Here is a 16,313-nt window from a genome sequence, read left to right as displayed (position 1 = left end):
CGGTTGATGACGGAAATCCGCCACTTTCCGCGGGCGCCCACCCGGTCCCAGACGCTGACCGCGGGCACCGGCATCGACGCCCACCGGCACGACGACCACCAGATCGTCTACGCCGCCCGCGGCGTGCTGGCCATCACCACCGACCGGGGTTCGTGGATCGCCCCGGCCACCCGGGCCATCTGGGTGCCCGCCGGAACCGTGCACGCCCACCACGCACACGGCGAACTCGAACTGCACCTGCTGGGCCTGCCCGCCGCGGACAACCCGCTCGGCCTGGCCGAACCGAGCGTGCTGACCGTCGCGCCGCTGCTCCGCGAGCTGATCCTCGCCTACACCGGTGCCCCGCGCTCGCCGGAACGCGAGCGCCTGCGGGCCGTGCTGCTGGACCAGTTGCGGGTGGCCCCGCAGCAGCCCGTGCACCTGCCCACCCCGACCGATCCGCGGCTCCGGGCGCTCTGCGCGATCCTGCACGCCGACCCCGCCGACAACCGCACCCTGGCCACCCTCGGCGCCCAGGTCGGCGCGAGCGACCGCACGCTGACCCGGCTGTTCCGGGCCGATCTCGGCATGACCTTCCCGCAGTGGCGCACCCAGCTGCGGCTCTACCACGCCCTCGTGCTGCTGGCCGGCCGCACACCGGTGACCACCGTGGCGCACACCTGCGGCTGGTCGTCCACCAGCGCCTTCATCGACGTCTTCCGCCGCGCCTTCGGCCACACACCGGGCACCCACCACCGCTAGGCGAGTGATGCGCAACTGGGTTGGTGGTCGTAGGCGGTCAGGGATCGGGTGATGGGGTTGGCCGGTGGCGGGGTTGTGCCAGATGGCGACGGTCAGCCCCGTCTCCAGCTACCGCCCCGGCTTGCCCATCACTCGTCCAGGCCGGTCAACCGGATCAACCAGCTCCGCGCCCGCACCACCCGCTTCGACAGGACCGCTGTCCACACAGGACGAGCGGGTCGTGGGGCGGGCAGGCCGAGGCCGGTTCGCGACGCGGCTCGCGGACAGGCGCTAGGCTGCTCGGCATGTCCGGCGCATCGTGCTCGGCCGCCTGCGCGGCGGTGACCAGGACCTCCCGCTAGCGGCGGGACGTCCGGCCTCCAGCACCACCCACCTGGCTCGTCCGGCCGCTTCGTGACCAGTCCGGAGCGGCACTTCGTGCTGCCCGGGAACTCTCCTGAGCGACGGAGCACTCGATGCTTTCTTCCCACGGGCGAAGCCCGTCCCCGACGCGCGCGTGGCTCGTGCTGTGCGCGATGTCGATGCTGCAGTTCTTCATCGCGGTCGACGTGACCGTGGTCAACATCGCGCTGCCCTCCATCGGCGCGGACTTCGGCGCCGACGGTCACGCGCTGACCTGGGTGGTCGTCGGCTACACCATCACCGGCGGCGGGCTGCTGATGCTCGGCGGCCGCCTCGGTGACCTGCTGGGCCGCCGCCGCACGCTGCTGATCGGCACCACCCTGTTCGGCGCGGCGTCACTGCTGGCGGGGCTGGCCCCCGCGTTCGCCGTCCTGGTGGTCGCGCGCCTCGTCCAGGGCGCGGGCGAGGCCATCGCGCTGCCCTCGGCGATGGCCACCATCGTGCTGCTGTTCCCCGAGGGGCCACGCCGGTCGCGTGCCCTGAGCACGTGGGCCGCGGTCGCCAGCTGCGGGCTGGTGCTCGGTTTCGCCCTCGGCGGGGTGGTCACCGCCCAGCTGGGCTGGCGGTGGATCTTCCTGCTCTCGGTGCCGTTCACCCTGGTCGTGGTCGTGGCCGCACTCGTGCTGGTCGAAGCCGACCGTCCCGTTCCCCGTGGGCGGGCCCGGCTGGACCTGCCCGGCGCGCTCCTGCTGACCGCGTGCCCGCTGCTGTTCGCCTGCGCCGCGGTCGAGGCGGGCACGAGTCCGTGGGTGAGCCCGGTGGCGCTGACCGGCGCGGTGCTGGCCGCCGCCGGCTTCGTGCGGGTCGAGTCGCGGTCCCCGAACCCACTGGTGCCACCGGCCTTCTTCGCCCACCGCTCGCGGGTGCGGGCGAACCTGACGACGGTGCTGCTCAGCGGGGCGCTGTCGACCTCGTTCCTGCTGTTCACCTTCTACCTGCAGGACCGCCTCGGGATCGGCCCGCTGGGAGCCGGGCTGCTGATGCTCCCGCTGGCTGCCGCGTTGATCGCGGCCTCGGTGCTGGTGCCCCGGCTGCTGGGCAGCTGGGGAGCTCGCGCGTGCGTGCTGACCGGTCTCGGCTCCACCGCGGGCGCGATGACGGTGATCGCGCTCGTGGCGGCACTGGGGGCCGGAGCGGCGTGGCTGCTGCCCGCGATGCTGCTGATCGCCGCCGGGATGGGCTTCGGCCTGGTCGGCTTGCAGTACCTCGCGGTCAGCGGAACCACCGGCGAAGACGCCGGGATCGCCTCCGGGGTCCAGCGGGCAGCCGACCAGCTCGGCGGGGCCGGTGGCGTCGCGGTCTACGCGGGCATCGGGTTCGCCCCCGCCGTGCACGCCGGCGACCCGTTCCTCATCGCCGCGGTGCTCGCCACCGCCGGGCTGGTCGCCGGTGCCGTGGTCATCGGCCGTTCCCCGGCGACGACGGAACCGGAGGCCGGGTGAGCCACACGCCAAGACCAGCCGATCGAGTCAATTTCCGGGCCACCCGCGGTATCGATGGGCGGACAGCGCTCGCTCCGCCTCGGTCTTCCCCGTTACCTTCCGGCGCCCACCTTCTGTCCATCGAGGAGTATTTCGTGCTGAAGAGAATCGGAGCCGTCGCCGGGACCGTGGCCGCCGGCTTCGCCGTGTTCGGTGGTGTCGCCGCCGCCGACGGCAACGACGGCCTGGTCAACGCCAACGACGTGGACGCGCTGCACGACGTCAACGGGGTCGTCGGGTTCTGCGACCAGAACATCAACGTGCTGATCGTCCAGGTCCCGGTGGAGGACATCGCGCAGGGCATCGACGTGCCGGTGCTGAGCCCGGGCGAGAACGACGCCGACGGCCAGACCCCGGACAGCTGCACCAGCACGCTGACCAGCGACAGCAGCGTCCAGGACAACTGAGCCGCGTGCGCCACAACCACCGGTTGGGCCCGCTTAGGCTGGGCCGGTGGATACCGAGGCGGTGCGATCGTTCGTCCGGGCGGCCGAGCTGGGGCAGTTCCAGCACGCGGCCGACGAACTGGGCGTGACGCAGCAGGCGGTGTCCAAGCGGATCGCCGCGCTGGAACGGGAACTGGGGGTCCGCCTGTTCGCCAGGACCACCCGAGGCGTCGAACTGACCCTCGACGGACAGGCGTTCCTCCCCCACGCCCGCGGCATCGTCGCCGGGGTCGACCGCGCCGCCACCGCGCTCCGGCCGGGTTCGCGGGCCCTGCGGATCGACGTGCTCGGCCTGCGCAGCGCCCAGGCCGTGGTGCTGCACGACTACTGGCGGTCCCGCCCGGGGACCCAGCTCGACGTGGTCACCCTGCGGGCCGACGACCCCCGGGTGGCGGCCACCGCCGTCCAGTCGGGTGAGGTCGACGCCTCGTTCCGCACCGTCACCGACCCGGCCGCCCTGCCGCGGGGCGTGCGGATGATCCCCGCCTTCCACTCCCCGCTGGAACTGCTCGTCGGCCCCCGGCACCCGCTCGCCGGGGCACGCGTGCTGACCCCGCTCCAGCTGCGCGGGCGGCGCATCTGGGTGCCGGGCATCACCCCGCGCAGCGAATGGTCGGAGTTCTACGACGAACTCGCCACCACCTTCGACCTCCGCATCGACGCGGCGGGCCCGAACTTCGGCAACGAGGTCCTCTTCGACGCCCTCGCCGAGTCCGCCGACCTGGCCACCCTCGTCGGCTCCCGCGACCGCTACCTGTGGCCCGCCACCCACGACCTGCGCCGCATCCCCATCACGAACCCGACGCTCGCCTATCCGCTTTCCTTGCTGCTGCCGGAAAAAGGGGCGCACCCCGGCCTTCGCGGCATCGTCGGCCACCTGGCGGGCCTGGCCCCGGTCCCCGAACCCGCCTGGCTGCCGTCCTGGGCCTGCCTGCGGAGCGCCCCGAACACCTGATCACCGGAAACCACGGCTTCCCTGCTCCGGCCGGGTTGCGGTGGCCAGCTCGGCCAGGTGGTCCAGTGAGTTGCTCAGGTGGTCGGGCCCGAACGGCGGGAACTGGAGGTACTCCCGCGGCCCCGACGACACCCCCGACCAGTCGTAGGTCAGCGTGACCCCGGTTTCCGACGGGCCGAGCGGCACCAGGTCGTACCGCCACAGCCAGCCGCCGAACTCCAGTGAACCGTCGTCCTTCTCGTACCCGGTGAGCCACCCGATCGCCCGCGGCGGCTCCAGCACCTCGACCCGGTTGACCACCCGGTAGTCCCCGTCCGGGTGGCCGTCGTGGTGCATTTCCATCCGAAACAGCTGCCCCACCCCGGTCAACGGCACCCGGTCGGCCGCCGCCCGCACCCAGCCGGTGCCGTCGATCGCGGCGTGGGTGGTCGGATCCGCCAGCACCGCGAACACCCGCTCGACGGGCGCGGTGAAGGTCCGGGTGGCACGCACGTTCTCCTCGGCCATGGTTCGTCCTCTCTGCGCTGTGTCCTCTGCAGAGACCACGAACGGCAGGCCCCCGATTCGACCTCGCCCCGGCCAGGCGCTGGGAATCGCGACCAGGCGGTCCAGGGCGGCGGCCGTGGCCTCGTCGGCGGCGAGGTAGACCACCAGCCGCTGCTCGTCGGGGTCGGGCAGCACCAGGCTTTCGAACGCCAGCCGCAATTCCCCTGCTTCTGGGTGTGCCCACCGCTCGACACCGGTGCGTGCGGGCAGCGCGGCCGAGCCCGCGAACCGGTCGCGGAAGCCGTCGACGGCCGTCAATTCCTCGGCGAGCAGTGTCGCGTGCGGATCACCGAGCGCGGCCTCGGCCCGCAGTGCCGCGGCCCGCTCGTCGGCGACCACGGCCCAGTCCGGATGGGCGTCGCGGGCCCGCGGATCGGTGAACGCGTACCGGATCGGGTTCGGCGGCTCGGGGTCCACCCGGTCGGACCGGCGAGCCGCGCGAACCCGGCCGTCCACGCCAGCAGGTCGCCGGGCCGGTTGACCACCAGCGCGGGCGCGGGCTCCAGCCGGTCCAGCAGCGCCCGCACGGCCGGGCGCACCGTCTGGGCCCGTATCGCGGCGAGCGCCCCTTCGCACATGCCGCCGCTGGTGGTCTTCGCCAGCCGGTGGAGGTGGACGCGTTCCTCGTGGGACAGGCCGAGCGCCTCCGCGAGCGCGGTGAGCACCTGGGTGGACGGGCTGCGGTCGCGCCCCTGCTCCAGCCGGGTGAGGTAGTCGACGCTGACCCCGGCGAGCGTGGCCAGTTCCGCGCGGCGGAGCCCGGGCGTGCGGCGCCGCCGGCCGTTCGGCAGCCCGACCGCGGCGGGCGGCACCGCTTCCCGGTGCGCCCGCAGGAACGCGCCCAGCTCCGTCTCGCTCATGGACTTCGATTGCATGACGCGAAGGTGCCCTGCCGAGGCAGGAAAACCGGAGCCTGGCCCGGTTCCCTCGGCCGCGGAACGCTCACCGGTATGAGCTTGCTCCGAATCGGGATCATCCTGGGCAGCACCCGGCCGGGACGCCGTGTGGCGGACGTGGGCGGGTGGGTCGCCGAAGCCGGCGGGTTCGGCGGTTTTGCCTTCGTCACCCCGGAATGCAACAGCGCCGTTCCCGCGGCGCTGAAGAACGCCATCGACTACCTGTACGCGGAACGGAACGACAAGGCCGCCGGAATCGTCAGCTACGGGCTGTTCGGCGGCACCCGCGCCGCCGAACAACTGCGGCGGACCACGGGGGAGAGCAAGATCGCCGACGTGCACGCCCAGGTCGCGATCAGCTCGTACCACGACTTCGACTTCACCGATTCCCCCGCCGGGGTCGTCGCTCCCGGTGAACGCCGGGAAAGCGCGCTGGCCGCCGTGCTGGACGAGGTCCTCGCCTGCCCGTGGTGCCGCCTCGGCACGCACCAGTTCCACCGCGCGGCAGCCGGTCTGCCGGTCGACCTGGTCCACCGCCCGTACCAGCTGCTCCCCGGCGCGCCCTCCGAACCCAGACCGGCGATGGACGCCGTCGTCGAAGTGTTCGGTGCGGCCCAGGCCGGAACGATGCTCGGCGGGATGACGCAACTCGGTGCTGCCGAAGGACTCGAGTACCGCTTCGACCGGGCGATCGCCGTCAACACCCTGACCGCGCACCGACTGCGGTGGCCCGCCCTCCGGGAACGCGGTGCCGCGGTGCAATCCGCGTTGGCGACTCTTCTCTTCGACGCCTATTTCCGCGACGGCGTGAACATCGCCGACCACACGTCACTCGTCCACCTGGCCGAACGAGTCGGTATGCCCGGCGACCGGGTGCGTGCCTTCCTCGCCTCCGACGAGGGCCGCACCGACGTGGTCGGCCAGGCCGCCGCAGCACGACGAGCCGGTGTCACCACCGTCCCGCACTTCGTCTTCGGCAACGGCGAAGTGATCACCGGCGCCACCAGCGTCGAAGTGCTACGGGAGGCCCTAGGCCGATGAGAGCCACGCTTCGAGCGCGGCGTAGTCGTCGATGGTGAGACCTCGCCGGGGATCGACCCGGTGGAGCAGGGCGTGCCGCCGTGGTGATTTCGCCGTCGCCCCGGGCGAAGGAACGCCCCGCCGCCCAGTCGACGAGGGCGCGGGTCTTCCAGTCCCGTAACGCGATGCCCTCTCGCGTCGGTCAGCAGCGGGTCCGATTCGGGGGCCGGCGGTAGCTCGGATACCTCTCTGCGGAAAAGGAAACGGCCCGGTGCCGGAGCACCGGGCCGCTTCACCTCAGCTGAAGTTCACGTCGCTGCACCACATGTAGGCCTGGTCCAGGTGGGACGCCTGCCAGATGGTGAAGATGACGTGGCGTCCGGTGTAGCCGGAGGTCTGGACGTTGAACTTGATGTCCTTGGCCGGCGCGAACTTACCGGTCTGCGTGATGAAGTCGAGGTTGCCCCAGCCGAGGCGCTGGGTGGTGGGGTCGAAGCCCTGCTTGCTGACGTAGACCCGGAAGTAGTCGGCACCGTGGCTGGCCTGGTCGTACAGGTGCATGGTGAAGTTGCTGCCGATGTTGGTGGCCCGCCACGGCCCGGGGTTGTTCAGCGCGTTGTTGCGCGACAGGGCGTTGCTGCAGAGCTGGCCGTCGGGGGTCGAGCCCTGGAAGTTGCCGCCGAGCCCGTCCCGCAGCGCGCTCATCCAGTTCCACATGGTGTCGGCGTTGGCCTGGTAGGCCTGGTAGCAGGTGGGGTCCTGCTGCTGCATGGCGGGATTGGTGTGCTGGCTGCCCCAGTCCTGCCAGCACTGGTAGGCACGCGTGCGCGGACCCACGATGGTGCCGTGTGCCGACGCCGTCGGGATCCAGACGAACGTGCTGAACAGCGTGGCGACGACCAGCGCGAGCAGGCTCCGCCGGTTGACCACGGACCGGAAGGTGCTGCGCATACGCATGGGTGGTCCTCCGTTCTCGGGACGAGCAGTGATCGATTTGGGAGCGCTCCCAGACGGCCTGAGTGTAGACGTCACCCACTCGAACCGCAATGAGGCAATGGGTAACCAAGGAACGGGCAGGCGTGCCGGGGTGGCGGCCGGGACGTCGCTGTGTGCACGGCGTGGATCGTCGGCCGACTGCTGGCCAAGCCCACCCCGGCCGTCGTTCCGGAGCAGCGGCGAGCGGCCGACCCGGTGGCCGTCCGGGGCCTGGACGCGGTGGTTTCATCTCCGGCCACGCCGACCGCAAGTCGTTCGTGCTCAGGTCCGGCTCGGCGCGATTCGTCAGCAACGGCGGGGCCAAGCCCGACTCCGCCCTGTTCGACCAGTCGCCTCGACCGCTCCCGCTACCCCGGCCCCAACCTGCCCGGCGGCGAGGCAAAAAGCGGGCCCCGTCCGGAACAGCCTCTTCCAGGCGATCGACCTCGGCGAAGTGGACCACTGGGTCGACCGGCACCACCGCCTCCACCCGGGCCCCGGCCCGCTCAATCGGGCTCGCCGCCGGTTCCCCCTCCGAGTGAGGTTGACCCCGTCCTCGGCGGCGCCCTAGGATGACCACTTCTACGCCTTCTCTGGCGATTTCCCTTTCTGGTCACCCCCTCCGCGCGGGGTACTTCCGCACGCCCGAAATGAACGGAGAAACCCTTGCACACCAACGGCGTCGAGCGAGTGGTCATCGAGGACATGCTCGACCACAACCGCGAAGCCCTGATCGAAACCGTCCGCGGTCTCTCCGAAACCGAAGCCCGGCGACGGCTCGTCGCTTCGCTGACCACCCCGATCTCGTTGCTCAAGCACGCCGCCGCGGCCGAACGCATTTGGTTCCAGCGTTTCTGGGCCGGCCTGGACGAGTCCGAATGCGACGGTTGTTCGAACCGGGACGAAGGCACCTTCTCCGTCGCCGACGACGAAACGGTGGCCGACGTGATCGCCGAGTTCGAACGCGCCAGCCGGCGGTCACGGGAGATCGCCGCCCGCTTCGACCTGGACGACACCAAGGACAACCCCCGTGAAGGCACCGTCAGCCTGCGCTGGACCCTGCTCGCGATGATCCAGGAATTCGCCCGGCACGCCGGCCACGGCGACATCCTGCGCGAACAACTGACCGCTCCTACGCGGGCTCGAGGCGGCGCAGGGGCGGACAGCGCGTCCAGGTGACCCGTTCCAGCGGAACCTGCACGAGCACAGGCCCACGACTGCCCTGCCCGTGGCCTTCGCCGACACCGGAGCGCCGCTCGAGCGGCCCGTCCGCCCTTCAAGCCGCGGTGAATGGTCTTCACCAATCGTGACGGCGTGGGGTGAGATCCGATTGCTCGCAAAACTACACAGGAGGAACCGTGAAAAGACAGTTTCGGACCGTACTGGTCGTCGCCGCCGCATTCCTGTTGTCCTTGCTGGTGATGAACCCCGCCTCCGCCACGCAGACGGCTCCGGCGCCGTCGGGCGAGGTCGGTGTGACCGGCGCGGACCACTGCAACTTCCCGCAGTGGGGCCCGGTGTGCGTCAACGTCAACGGCAGTGGGCTCTTCGTCACCGACGTCACCGCGGCTCACCCGCACGGGAAGCCGTGGCCGGTCTGTGACAGGGAGTTCCACGTCTGGGGCTACTACGACAACGGCCAGCAGTGGCACCGCAACGGCAAGAGCCAGTGCGGCGTCATGCGCACCTGGGTCACCTTCAGCCTGAACGCGAACATGCGGGACGGTTCGCAGGTCTGCTCCGACATGAAAGCGGACAACACCTGGCACAGCAGCGGGTTCGCCTGCGTGACCATCAGCCGCTGAGAGGGGACACCATGTTCGCAAGGGTATTGCGCCGCGGAGCGGCGGTACTGGCACTGACGGCGGCCGCTGGCCTCGGCGGCGCGGTGACCGCAACCGCCGAAGAAGCGCCGGGCACCATGGCCCTGGATTGCGGTTACGACACCGACGTCCTCGGCATCAACGCCTACTACACGCACTGCGACTCGAGCACCTGGGTGGTCATCAAGCTGCGGGGCAACATTTTCGTGCCGGACGAAATGTGCGTCGGCCCCGGCACGACCCGGCTCGGTTTCACCAACAACGTGCAATACGCCTATTACGCGGGAAGGCTCTGCTGATGGGCGCACTGGGGAAGGTGGCGGCGGTGGCCGCCACGGCGTTCGCCCTTTCGACGGGGGTGGCGACCGCCGCCGAAGAACCGCACGTGCTGACCAACGTGTTCATCTGCGACTACGACACGGCGAGCAGCAACGGCTACCTGTACGTCCGGAACGACGGCGCCCGCATCACCTGCTTCGCCAACCGCGGCTCGGCCGGGGTGTGGATCGGGAACTCGGCGTACTGGTGCAGCCACAACAACGCCGGTTTCATCGAGTACACCCGCCCCGACATCGCGCGGGGCACGGTCTACTTCGGCAAGTGGCAGTGCGGTGGCTTCGACGCGAACACCACCGTCACCAAGGTGAACATCTACTGATGCGGGGTGCCCGAGCCCGTGGTGCGCACGACGTTCTCGCGTCAGCGCAGCGTTCCACGGGCTTCGGCGCGAACTCGTCCGGGAGCGGTCCCGGCGACCCGTGGTTCCGTGTACCCATGACACGATTGGTGCCGCTGTTGGGCGGAGTCGCCCTACTCGTGATGGCAGGGTGCGCGCCGGAGCAGGAGCAACCGCCGCCGCCTGAACCTCCGCCCGTCACGTCCACCACAGCGCCCAGCACTTCACCCCCGGCCGTGCTGCCCTCGGCTGCCGATGGAACCGAGCTGGCCGCGTGCACGGACGGCACCTGCGAAGTGCGGGTCTCCGCCACCGGGCCGATCCGCCTCCCCGAAGCCGCCGGAGCCACGCTGTCCGTGGAGTCGATCGACGACAGCTCCGTGAGCCTGGCGTTCGAGACGACCGGCACGGACTTCTCCTCCGGTTGCGATCCGGTCGACGCTTGCACCAACCGGCTCAGGGCCGGAACACCGGGCAGTCTCGTGGCAGCGCGCCCCGGCGCGACGGTCACCTTCAACAAGGCGGTCGTGCGGGTCGTCGCGGTGGTGGGCAGTTCGGCCGTGCTGCGGATTTCACCGGCTTGACGCAGAAGTTCAGTCGTCCTCGTACAGCGTGGTCGTCTCGGTGTGGAACGGTGAGCCCTCCGTGGACGACAGGGCCGCCGGGGAGCGTGCTCGACCGGCAGGGGGCGGGCCGCCAGGTACGCCGTCGGCGGGGTGGGGTGGGGTGGGTCAGCACCCGGCATCGCCGGCGTCGCATCCACCGCGTCTTCGAGCACGGAACTGGACCACCGCGGATCGTCGGTATCGGCGCGCAGCTTGCGCAGGATCAGCCGCGCGATGCGACGCCGCGTCCCCCGGTCGACCTCCGCTGTTTCCCCGGTGCCCTCTCCGCCGACAAAGTCCCGCTCCGGCCGGTCGAGCAGCAGCTCGAGGTCGGCTCCAACGTTGGACCACTCCCCCACACCCGGTGTCCAATAGGGGTGCAGCAAGTGGCGACAACCGCGTGGTGCCGGTGGACAGGCTGGTCGACCGCGTGGACGTGCCCCGCTTCCACCACTTGAGCGCCCTGGGCAGGGACCAGCCGGAGCCGCGGCACGCGCTGGCGCTGGCCGGGGAGGCGCTGGACTGCGACAGGCACCGGGAACTGCTCCCCGAGCTGGCCTGGCGCGTTCCGAGCACCGGCCGCTGGACGAGCGCGCCGTCGCTCAGCTCATGCTCGCGTTGTACCGCGGCGACCAGCAGTCCGGCGCGCTGACGCACTACCGGCGAACGCGGCACCTGCTGGTCACGGAACTGGGGTCGGCCCGACCCCCTCCTGCGGGAACCGCACCAGCGCATCCTGGCGGCAGATCCCCCGTCACCATCGCTGTTCATCGGCCGCGAAGCCGACTTGGTGGAGTCGGACAAGGCTGCTCAGAACGCCGGAGCGCACGTGCTGGTGGCGGTGGTCGGCATGGGCGGCGTCGGGAAGACCTGGCTCGCGCTGCGCTGCGCCCACCAGAACCTGCACCTGTTCCCCGGCGGCCAGTTGTACGCGGACCTGCGTGGTCACACCCCGTCCGGTCCGCTCCGCCCGGAGACCGTGTGGCGCGGCAGCGCCTGCTGACCGCCCGGCGCTGCCGCCCGGTCATGGAACAGCTCGTTTCTCACCGCTGCCGGAGCAGGCTCTGACCGCTCCGGAACCGAACGCCACAGCGGCCCTGCGAGAGGGGGTGACCCCAGCTGGATCACCGTCACAACACCCTCACCCTCAGCCGCCACGTGGAGCCTCGCTACGGGCCGGTATCAACAACGCCGTACGCCCCTACGAGACCGCGAATGCCGGGGACTGCGTGCAGGCGCTGCGTGAAGCGATCACCGACGAGCTCCGCGACCTCGTCCAGGTCGGCTCGATCGATCAGCTCACCCACACCGACTGGCCCTCTGGTCTCACCCGTGAATACCGTGACGCGATGGGACGCCTCCGAGCGGACCTTGAGCATTCAACCAGTGCTGAATGCCGCACCCAGTCGCAAACCATTCTGGTGTACTAGATACACAATGAACAGAAGGGGAGGTGCCGCGATGCGCAACCGCGACATGTGACCTGATGCCCTCGTCCCATTCCAGCACCGCGGTCCCGCAAAGGGGTCGCGGTGCTGCTGCGCTGTTGACCGGTACCGCTGTGAGCCGGAGACGTGGTCCTATTCGACGCCGCCGGACGCGCTGGACAACAGACGGGCCGGGAGCCTGCCGCCACCGCCCTGCGTGGTACCCGCCGGGATGGCTTGCGAAGCGCGTCGCCTCGGTGGCCGGCGACTCAACCAACAGCGCAGGGGCGATCAACTCTTCCGTCTCGGCCAGCCCCAGCGCCCCCAGCACCGCTCCGCGGCATCGCGAGCGCGCGGGTGCCGTGGGGCAACATGCTCGGATACGTCTCCGCTGCCGGCTTCATCACGAGCATCGCTTGGCTCTACGTCGTGGCCGAACACCACGTCCGCCGCACCGCGGTCTTCGTGCTACTGGCCACCGTGCTTCTGCTGTTCGTCGCGGGCAAGCTGCTCTACGCCGAAGTCGTCCCGCTGCAGCCGTATTGGATCGTCGTCCACGTCGCCGCCGCGATCATGGCCAGCGGTGTGTTCCTCGTCCCCGGTACGCCAGCGCGCTGCACCTTGCCGCCGCCTACCTCCACGCCCGTTCCACCGCGGGCTGGCGGCATCGCCGCGTTGCCTGGTCAGCGTCGTCGGCCTGCTCGCCGTGTTGTTCAACCTCTTCGTCAACTTGGTCGCCTCGATCGGCCGGTTCAGCCGATCGCGATCGTCCGAGACCCGGCGCCAGCCCACCAGGTGGCCATGGCGGGTAGACCGGCCCGACGACGTCACACCAGCGCCCCCGTGCCGCAATCGGCAGACCTGGGTGGCCGAACTATCGCCGACCGCGGAAGCGCCTTCGCTCCGGACGGGGCGCTTCGTGGCCGGCGGCTGAGCACCCACCTTGTTCACCGGCCGATCGGTTCCGGCCTTCCCGTGTCGGGCTCGACCATCTCGGCATTCACGTGAAAAGCCGGGAAAGCCTGGCTTTCCCGGGCTGGACCAGCTGGCCGTGCCGAACTCCGGAATCGTGGAAGACCAATGGGGACACCACCTCAACGCCACGGAGCCCGATGGCATCGCTTTGGAATTCTTCGCCCCGAGGGAGTAAAGCCGCATTCGTGGCGCTCGCCGACCAGGATCCGGGACGTCGCCTCGATCAGTGGGGCGGCGTCGACGGGTGGCCTCCCACCACTCCTCGGAATCGGGATGTGGCAGCCTGTGACCATCCACCGGTTCGCGAAGAGAGTTAGGCGATTGATGATGCGTCGAACGGCTATTGGTGCGGTCATGTTGGCCGCTGTGTTGGGTGCCGCCGCACCGGTCGCCGCTCAAGCCGAGGAACAGAGCTTGGTCGACCAGCTCGCCCGATGCGCACAGCAGGTGGGCGGATCGCTGGCGCACCTGGAAATCCAGGCCGTGTGCGCCGGTGTTCCCAGCTCCACCGCGGAAGAGATCGCCACCACGACGCAGTGCGTGGCATCCGTGCCCCAGACGGACATTCTGGCCTCTGCGGAAGCCCTCAGGAGCTGTATCACCCAGCCCGTGCGCTGATCGGCCGCCAGGCGTCTGCGGCTGCTCGTAGCGGGCGCTGGCGGACTTCACGCACCACCACCGCTGATCTTCCCGTGCGCGATGTCCGGCCCCGTAGTCCTGGCAGATCTCGCCGTGGGTCTCCTCGCGGTAGTCCTTCATGGTCATCCAGTCCGAACTGGATGAGCACGAGCAGGACCGGCAGCAGCAAAGCGCGAACACGAGCATGGCGCTCCTGCTGCAACAGTTGGTCCGGCCAGGCGACGGCACCGCTGCGGCAGCTCCTGCGCAGGCGTGCCTGCCCGGGAGACGAAACCGGCCCGAAATGGCTGCTTCCAGGCCAAGCGCTGGCGTGGGCAGGTGATCGGCTGGAGCCGCCGAACCTGCCACGTCAGCCGGTTGGTAGCGGTCGGCGCCGGAACCACGGACACCTCTTCAGCTGCCCGAACCGCAAGGTGACCGGCCGGGCGGCTGGATGCGGTTGTCAGGGAACACCACGGCGGTTCAGGACCAGGCACCTTGCTGAAAAGCGTGTGCCGCGCCCGCACACAGCCGCTGCGGATCACCCGAACGTGCCTGTGCAGCAAGGCCGTGGCGCTGAGCTGCGGGCCCTACATTGCACGACATGACCGATTCTTCTGCCGCCGGCTCCCTGCTCCCTTCGTTCGTCCAGGATCGCGTGGAGGCTTTTCACGCGGCGGGGATCCGGGGCCGGTGGCATGGCCGTCACATCCTGCGGGGCCGGCGCCTGCCCAGTCCGGGCTCCACGGTGGTCGACAGCAACGATTACCTGCGTCTGGCCGGCGACAAACGCATCGTGGACGCCGTGGTGGAGTCTCTCGACGCGATGCGGGGAGCGAGGCTGGCCTCGGCGGTGCTGCTGCACGAGGAGCACCCGCAGACCGTGCTGGAGCGGGAGTTCGCCCGCTACCTCGGCTCGGAGGCGGGCGTGTTCACCCAGTCCGGGTACGACGCCAACGTGGGGCTGTTGCAGACCCTGGCCGGACCTGAGGTGCCGGTGTACGTGGACATGCTGGCCCACATGTCGCTGTGGGCGGGGGCCAAAGCGGCCGGCGCCACGGCACGGCCCTTCCGGCACAACGACACCGCTCACCTGCTGCGGCGCATCGAGGAGCACGGGCCCGGAGTGATCGCGGTCGACTCGATGTACAGCGTGTGTGGCAGCCTCGCGCCACTGGCCGCACTGTGCGATGTCGCCGAGGAGACCGGCTGCGTCCTGGTCGTCGACGAGGCGCACTCGCTGGGCACCCACGGACCCGGGGGTGCGGGCATGGTCGCGCAGGCGGGGCTGACGGCGCGGGTGCACTTCCGCACGACGAGCCTGTCGAAGGCGTTCGCCAAACGGGCCGGTTACATCACCTGCCCGGACGAGGACTTCGTCGAGTACTTCAAGATGACCTCCTACCCGGCCGTGTTCGCCTCCACCCTGGTGCCCTCCGACCTGGTGCAGATCGCCGCCACCCTGGATGTCGTCCGCCACGACGAATGGCGCCGTACCCGCCTGCGCGAAGTCGCCACCGTCCTGCGAGAAGGTCTCACCGGCCTCGGGTACGACCTTCGAGGTTCGGGCGCCCACATCATGTCGCTGCCCACCGGCCCGGACGAAACCGTCATCCGCGTACGCGACGCCATGGAAGACCACGACGTGTTCGGCTCCGTCTTCTGTCCCCCCGCCACCCCGCGCAACCGCACCGCGCTACGGCTCTCCCTTCACTGCGACCTCACCGACCAGGACCTGGACCGCATCCTCCACGCCAGCGAAGCCGTCCGCCCCCTCATCACCGCACGCCGCTCACCCACCTCCTGACTCCGCCGGTGAGCACCCGCAACACCGGGAGCAACTCCAGGTCCGATTGAGGAAGTGCTACGGCCACTCGACTCGGAGACGGAACGCCCGGCCTGGGTGACGGGTCCCAACGGCCCGTCACCCAGGCCGCTACTCGGGCGCAGACAGGTCGAATGATGACTCCACGACCAAGCTGCCGCGTGAAGTCGCCGGCCAGCCCTGTTCCCATCCTTTGGCACGCCCGCCGAGGGCACTTGCGAGCCGCGGGAAGCCCGAGAGGCTCGGACAGGACGACAGCGGTCGACACTTGTCCACATCAACGGCCAGGCGGAAGGCTTTCACACGCCCCAGCGCCGCACGGCCTCCCGAGTTCGAGTTAGCTGACCGTCAGCCTCACAGCAGGGACTCCGTAAGACATCACGGATGTTTACCCGATTGGGCGACACAGTGGGATAACTGAAGGACGCCGCGCCAAGAACGAAGCTTCACTGCGACAAAAAAAATCGCCTGACCTGCACACAAAGGCAAGTCGGACGATCTTGGAAACTGTGGAGCTAAGAGTTCCTAACAAATTCGTGCGACGTGTCGCCAGCAGATGATGCAGGTGGCCAAGCCGAGGAAGGCTTCGTGGATGTCGTCGCGGCGCTCCCAGCGGATGCGCAGGCGTTTCATGCCGTGGTACCAGGCGATCGTGCGCTCCACGACCCAGCGGACGGTGCCCAGGCCGGAGCCGTGAAGTTCACCGCGGCGCGCGATCCGAGAGGCGATGCCCCTGGCGTGCAGGCGTCGACGGTACTTGTCGTGGTCGTAGCCGCGATCGGCGTACAGGGTCTTCGGGCGTCGACGCGGACGCCCACCTCGGCCGCGCACGTTGGGCACCGCGTCCAGCAGCGGCTCCAGGCCGATGACGTCGTTGCGGTTGCCGCCGGTGAGCAGGACCG

The 16,313-nt window shown here is 70.1% G+C and carries 18 protein-coding genes and 1 pseudogene; 16 read left to right on the top strand and 3 right to left on the bottom strand.

Annotated features, from left to right (window positions below; genetic code table 11):
- Positions 1-6 precede the first annotated feature (6 nt).
- The 4 genes from AC07EG_RS16520 (at position 7) to AC07EG_RS16505 (ending at position 4,025) form a co-directional block, all read left to right on the top strand.
- Positions 7-741 (top strand): helix-turn-helix transcriptional regulator, encoded by a 735-nt coding sequence (locus AC07EG_RS16520; RefSeq protein WP_478253956.1) that lies wholly within the window; start codon positions 7-9, stop codon positions 739-741.
- Positions 742-1,256: 515 nt separating this feature from the next.
- Positions 1,257-2,585 carry an MFS transporter gene (locus AC07EG_RS16515; protein WP_478253955.1) on the top strand — a complete coding sequence of 443 codons (1,329 nt, stop codon included), beginning with the start codon at positions 1,257-1,259 and terminating at the stop codon, positions 2,583-2,585.
- A gap of 134 nt (positions 2,586-2,719) precedes the next feature.
- Complete coding sequence (locus tag AC07EG_RS16510) at positions 2,720-3,031, top strand: hypothetical protein (protein ID WP_478253954.1); 312 nt, start codon at positions 2,720-2,722, stop codon at positions 3,029-3,031.
- A 46-nt stretch (positions 3,032-3,077) separates the two neighbouring features.
- The gene (locus tag AC07EG_RS16505; protein ID WP_478253953.1) at positions 3,078-4,025 is read left to right on the top strand and encodes a LysR family transcriptional regulator; all 948 of its coding nucleotides are present in this window, start codon (positions 3,078-3,080) and stop codon (positions 4,023-4,025) included.
- Here the strand turns inward: AC07EG_RS16505 and AC07EG_RS16500 are convergent.
- Positions 4,026-5,431 (bottom strand): annotated as a pseudogene (locus AC07EG_RS16500) (MmyB family transcriptional regulator).
- Positions 5,432-5,521: 90 nt separating this feature from the next.
- Here AC07EG_RS16500 and AC07EG_RS16495 point away from each other — a divergent pair.
- On the top strand, positions 5,522-6,508 hold the full coding sequence (locus tag AC07EG_RS16495; protein WP_478253952.1) for a DsbA family protein: 987 nt from the start codon (positions 5,522-5,524) through the stop codon (positions 6,506-6,508).
- Positions 6,509-6,784: 276 nt separating this feature from the next.
- On the opposite strand, the gene AC07EG_RS16490 is transcribed toward AC07EG_RS16495, so the two are convergent.
- Positions 6,785-7,444, bottom strand: a complete 660-nt coding sequence (locus tag AC07EG_RS16490; protein WP_478253951.1) for a lytic polysaccharide monooxygenase auxiliary activity family 9 protein — start codon at positions 7,442-7,444, stop codon at positions 6,785-6,787.
- A 723-nt stretch (positions 7,445-8,167) separates the two neighbouring features.
- On the opposite strand from AC07EG_RS16490, the gene AC07EG_RS16485 reads away from it, so the two are divergent.
- The 11 genes from AC07EG_RS16485 (at position 8,168) to cqsA (ending at position 15,393) form a co-directional block, all read left to right on the top strand.
- On the top strand, positions 8,168-8,641 hold the full coding sequence (locus AC07EG_RS16485) for a DinB family protein (RefSeq protein ID WP_478254352.1): 474 nt from the start codon (positions 8,168-8,170) through the stop codon (positions 8,639-8,641).
- A gap of 179 nt (positions 8,642-8,820) precedes the next feature.
- A complete protein-coding gene (locus tag AC07EG_RS16480) occupies positions 8,821-9,267 on the top strand; it encodes a hypothetical protein (RefSeq protein ID WP_478253950.1) in 447 nt (148 codons plus the stop codon).
- An 11-nt stretch (positions 9,268-9,278) separates the two neighbouring features.
- On the top strand, positions 9,279-9,584 hold the full coding sequence (locus tag AC07EG_RS16475; RefSeq protein ID WP_478253949.1) for a DUF6355 family natural product biosynthesis protein: 306 nt from the start codon (positions 9,279-9,281) through the stop codon (positions 9,582-9,584).
- The gene (locus AC07EG_RS16470) at positions 9,584-9,943 is read left to right on the top strand and encodes a hypothetical protein (protein WP_478253948.1); all 360 of its coding nucleotides are present in this window, start codon (positions 9,584-9,586) and stop codon (positions 9,941-9,943) included. Before AC07EG_RS16475 ends, AC07EG_RS16470 begins: the two co-directional genes overlap by 1 nt.
- Positions 9,944-10,059: 116 nt before the next feature.
- Positions 10,060-10,545: a hypothetical protein gene (locus AC07EG_RS16465; protein WP_478253947.1), complete on the top strand. Its 486-nt coding sequence runs from the start codon at positions 10,060-10,062 to the stop codon at positions 10,543-10,545.
- Positions 10,546-10,969: 424 nt separating this feature from the next.
- Positions 10,970-11,218 carry a hypothetical protein gene (locus AC07EG_RS16460; RefSeq protein ID WP_478253946.1) on the top strand — a complete coding sequence of 83 codons (249 nt, stop codon included), beginning with the start codon at positions 10,970-10,972 and terminating at the stop codon, positions 11,216-11,218.
- The gene (locus AC07EG_RS16455) at positions 11,176-11,634 is read left to right on the top strand and encodes a BTAD domain-containing putative transcriptional regulator (protein WP_478253945.1); all 459 of its coding nucleotides are present in this window, start codon (positions 11,176-11,178) and stop codon (positions 11,632-11,634) included. The genes AC07EG_RS16460 and AC07EG_RS16455 overlap by 43 nt, the downstream gene beginning before the upstream one ends.
- A gap of 161 nt (positions 11,635-11,795) precedes the next feature.
- Positions 11,796-11,996 (top strand): hypothetical protein, encoded by a 201-nt coding sequence (locus AC07EG_RS16450; RefSeq protein ID WP_478253944.1) that lies wholly within the window; start codon positions 11,796-11,798, stop codon positions 11,994-11,996.
- A gap of 369 nt (positions 11,997-12,365) precedes the next feature.
- Positions 12,366-13,001 (top strand): hypothetical protein, encoded by a 636-nt coding sequence (locus AC07EG_RS16445; protein WP_478253943.1) that lies wholly within the window; start codon positions 12,366-12,368, stop codon positions 12,999-13,001.
- 252 nt (positions 13,002-13,253) lie between these two features.
- Entirely contained in the window at positions 13,254-13,586 is a 333-nt protein-coding gene (locus AC07EG_RS16440) for a hypothetical protein (RefSeq protein ID WP_478253942.1), read from the top strand.
- Between the two features lie 604 nt (positions 13,587-14,190).
- On the top strand, positions 14,191-15,393 hold the full coding sequence (gene cqsA / locus AC07EG_RS16435) for an alpha-hydroxyketone-type quorum-sensing autoinducer synthase (protein ID WP_478253941.1): 1,203 nt from the start codon (positions 14,191-14,193) through the stop codon (positions 15,391-15,393).
- Between the two features lie 543 nt (positions 15,394-15,936).
- Here cqsA and AC07EG_RS16430 read toward each other — a convergent pair.
- Positions 15,937-16,313, bottom strand: a 377-nt coding sequence (locus tag AC07EG_RS16430) for a transposase (RefSeq protein WP_478253940.1), incomplete at its 5' end; no start/stop codon positions are given.

This window comes from Amycolatopsis sp. NPDC045836 (genome assembly GCF_056431745.1).
The sequence above is the reverse complement of the archived record's forward strand: the minus strand, read 5'-3'. Positions and strand labels throughout refer to the sequence as shown.

What these genes read in the sequence shown, in the direction of transcription:
- AC07EG_RS16520 (WP_478253956.1), top strand. Translation starts at nt 7, where the DNA reads ATGACGGAAATCCGCCACTTTCCGCGGGCGCCCACCCGGTCCCAGACG.
- AC07EG_RS16515 (WP_478253955.1), top strand. Translation starts at nt 1,257, where the DNA reads ATGTCGATGCTGCAGTTCTTCATCGCGGTCGACGTGACCGTGGTCAAC.
- AC07EG_RS16495 (WP_478253952.1), top strand. Translation starts at nt 5,522, where the DNA reads ATGAGCTTGCTCCGAATCGGGATCATCCTGGGCAGCACCCGGCCGGGA.
- AC07EG_RS16490 (WP_478253951.1), bottom strand. Translation starts at nt 7,444, where the DNA reads ATGCGTATGCGCAGCACCTTCCGGTCCGTGGTCAACCGGCGGAGCCTG.
- AC07EG_RS16485 (WP_478254352.1), top strand. Translation starts at nt 8,168, where the DNA reads ATGCTCGACCACAACCGCGAAGCCCTGATCGAAACCGTCCGCGGTCTC.
- AC07EG_RS16475 (WP_478253949.1), top strand. Translation starts at nt 9,279, where the DNA reads ATGTTCGCAAGGGTATTGCGCCGCGGAGCGGCGGTACTGGCACTGACG.
- AC07EG_RS16470 (WP_478253948.1), top strand. Translation starts at nt 9,584, where the DNA reads ATGGGCGCACTGGGGAAGGTGGCGGCGGTGGCCGCCACGGCGTTCGCC.
- AC07EG_RS16465 (WP_478253947.1), top strand. Translation starts at nt 10,060, where the DNA reads ATGACACGATTGGTGCCGCTGTTGGGCGGAGTCGCCCTACTCGTGATG.
- AC07EG_RS16455 (WP_478253945.1), top strand. Translation starts at nt 11,176, where the DNA reads ATGCTCGCGTTGTACCGCGGCGACCAGCAGTCCGGCGCGCTGACGCAC.
- AC07EG_RS16445 (WP_478253943.1), top strand. Translation starts at nt 12,366, where the DNA reads ATGCTCGGATACGTCTCCGCTGCCGGCTTCATCACGAGCATCGCTTGG.
- cqsA (WP_478253941.1), top strand. Translation starts at nt 14,191, where the DNA reads ATGACCGATTCTTCTGCCGCCGGCTCCCTGCTCCCTTCGTTCGTCCAG.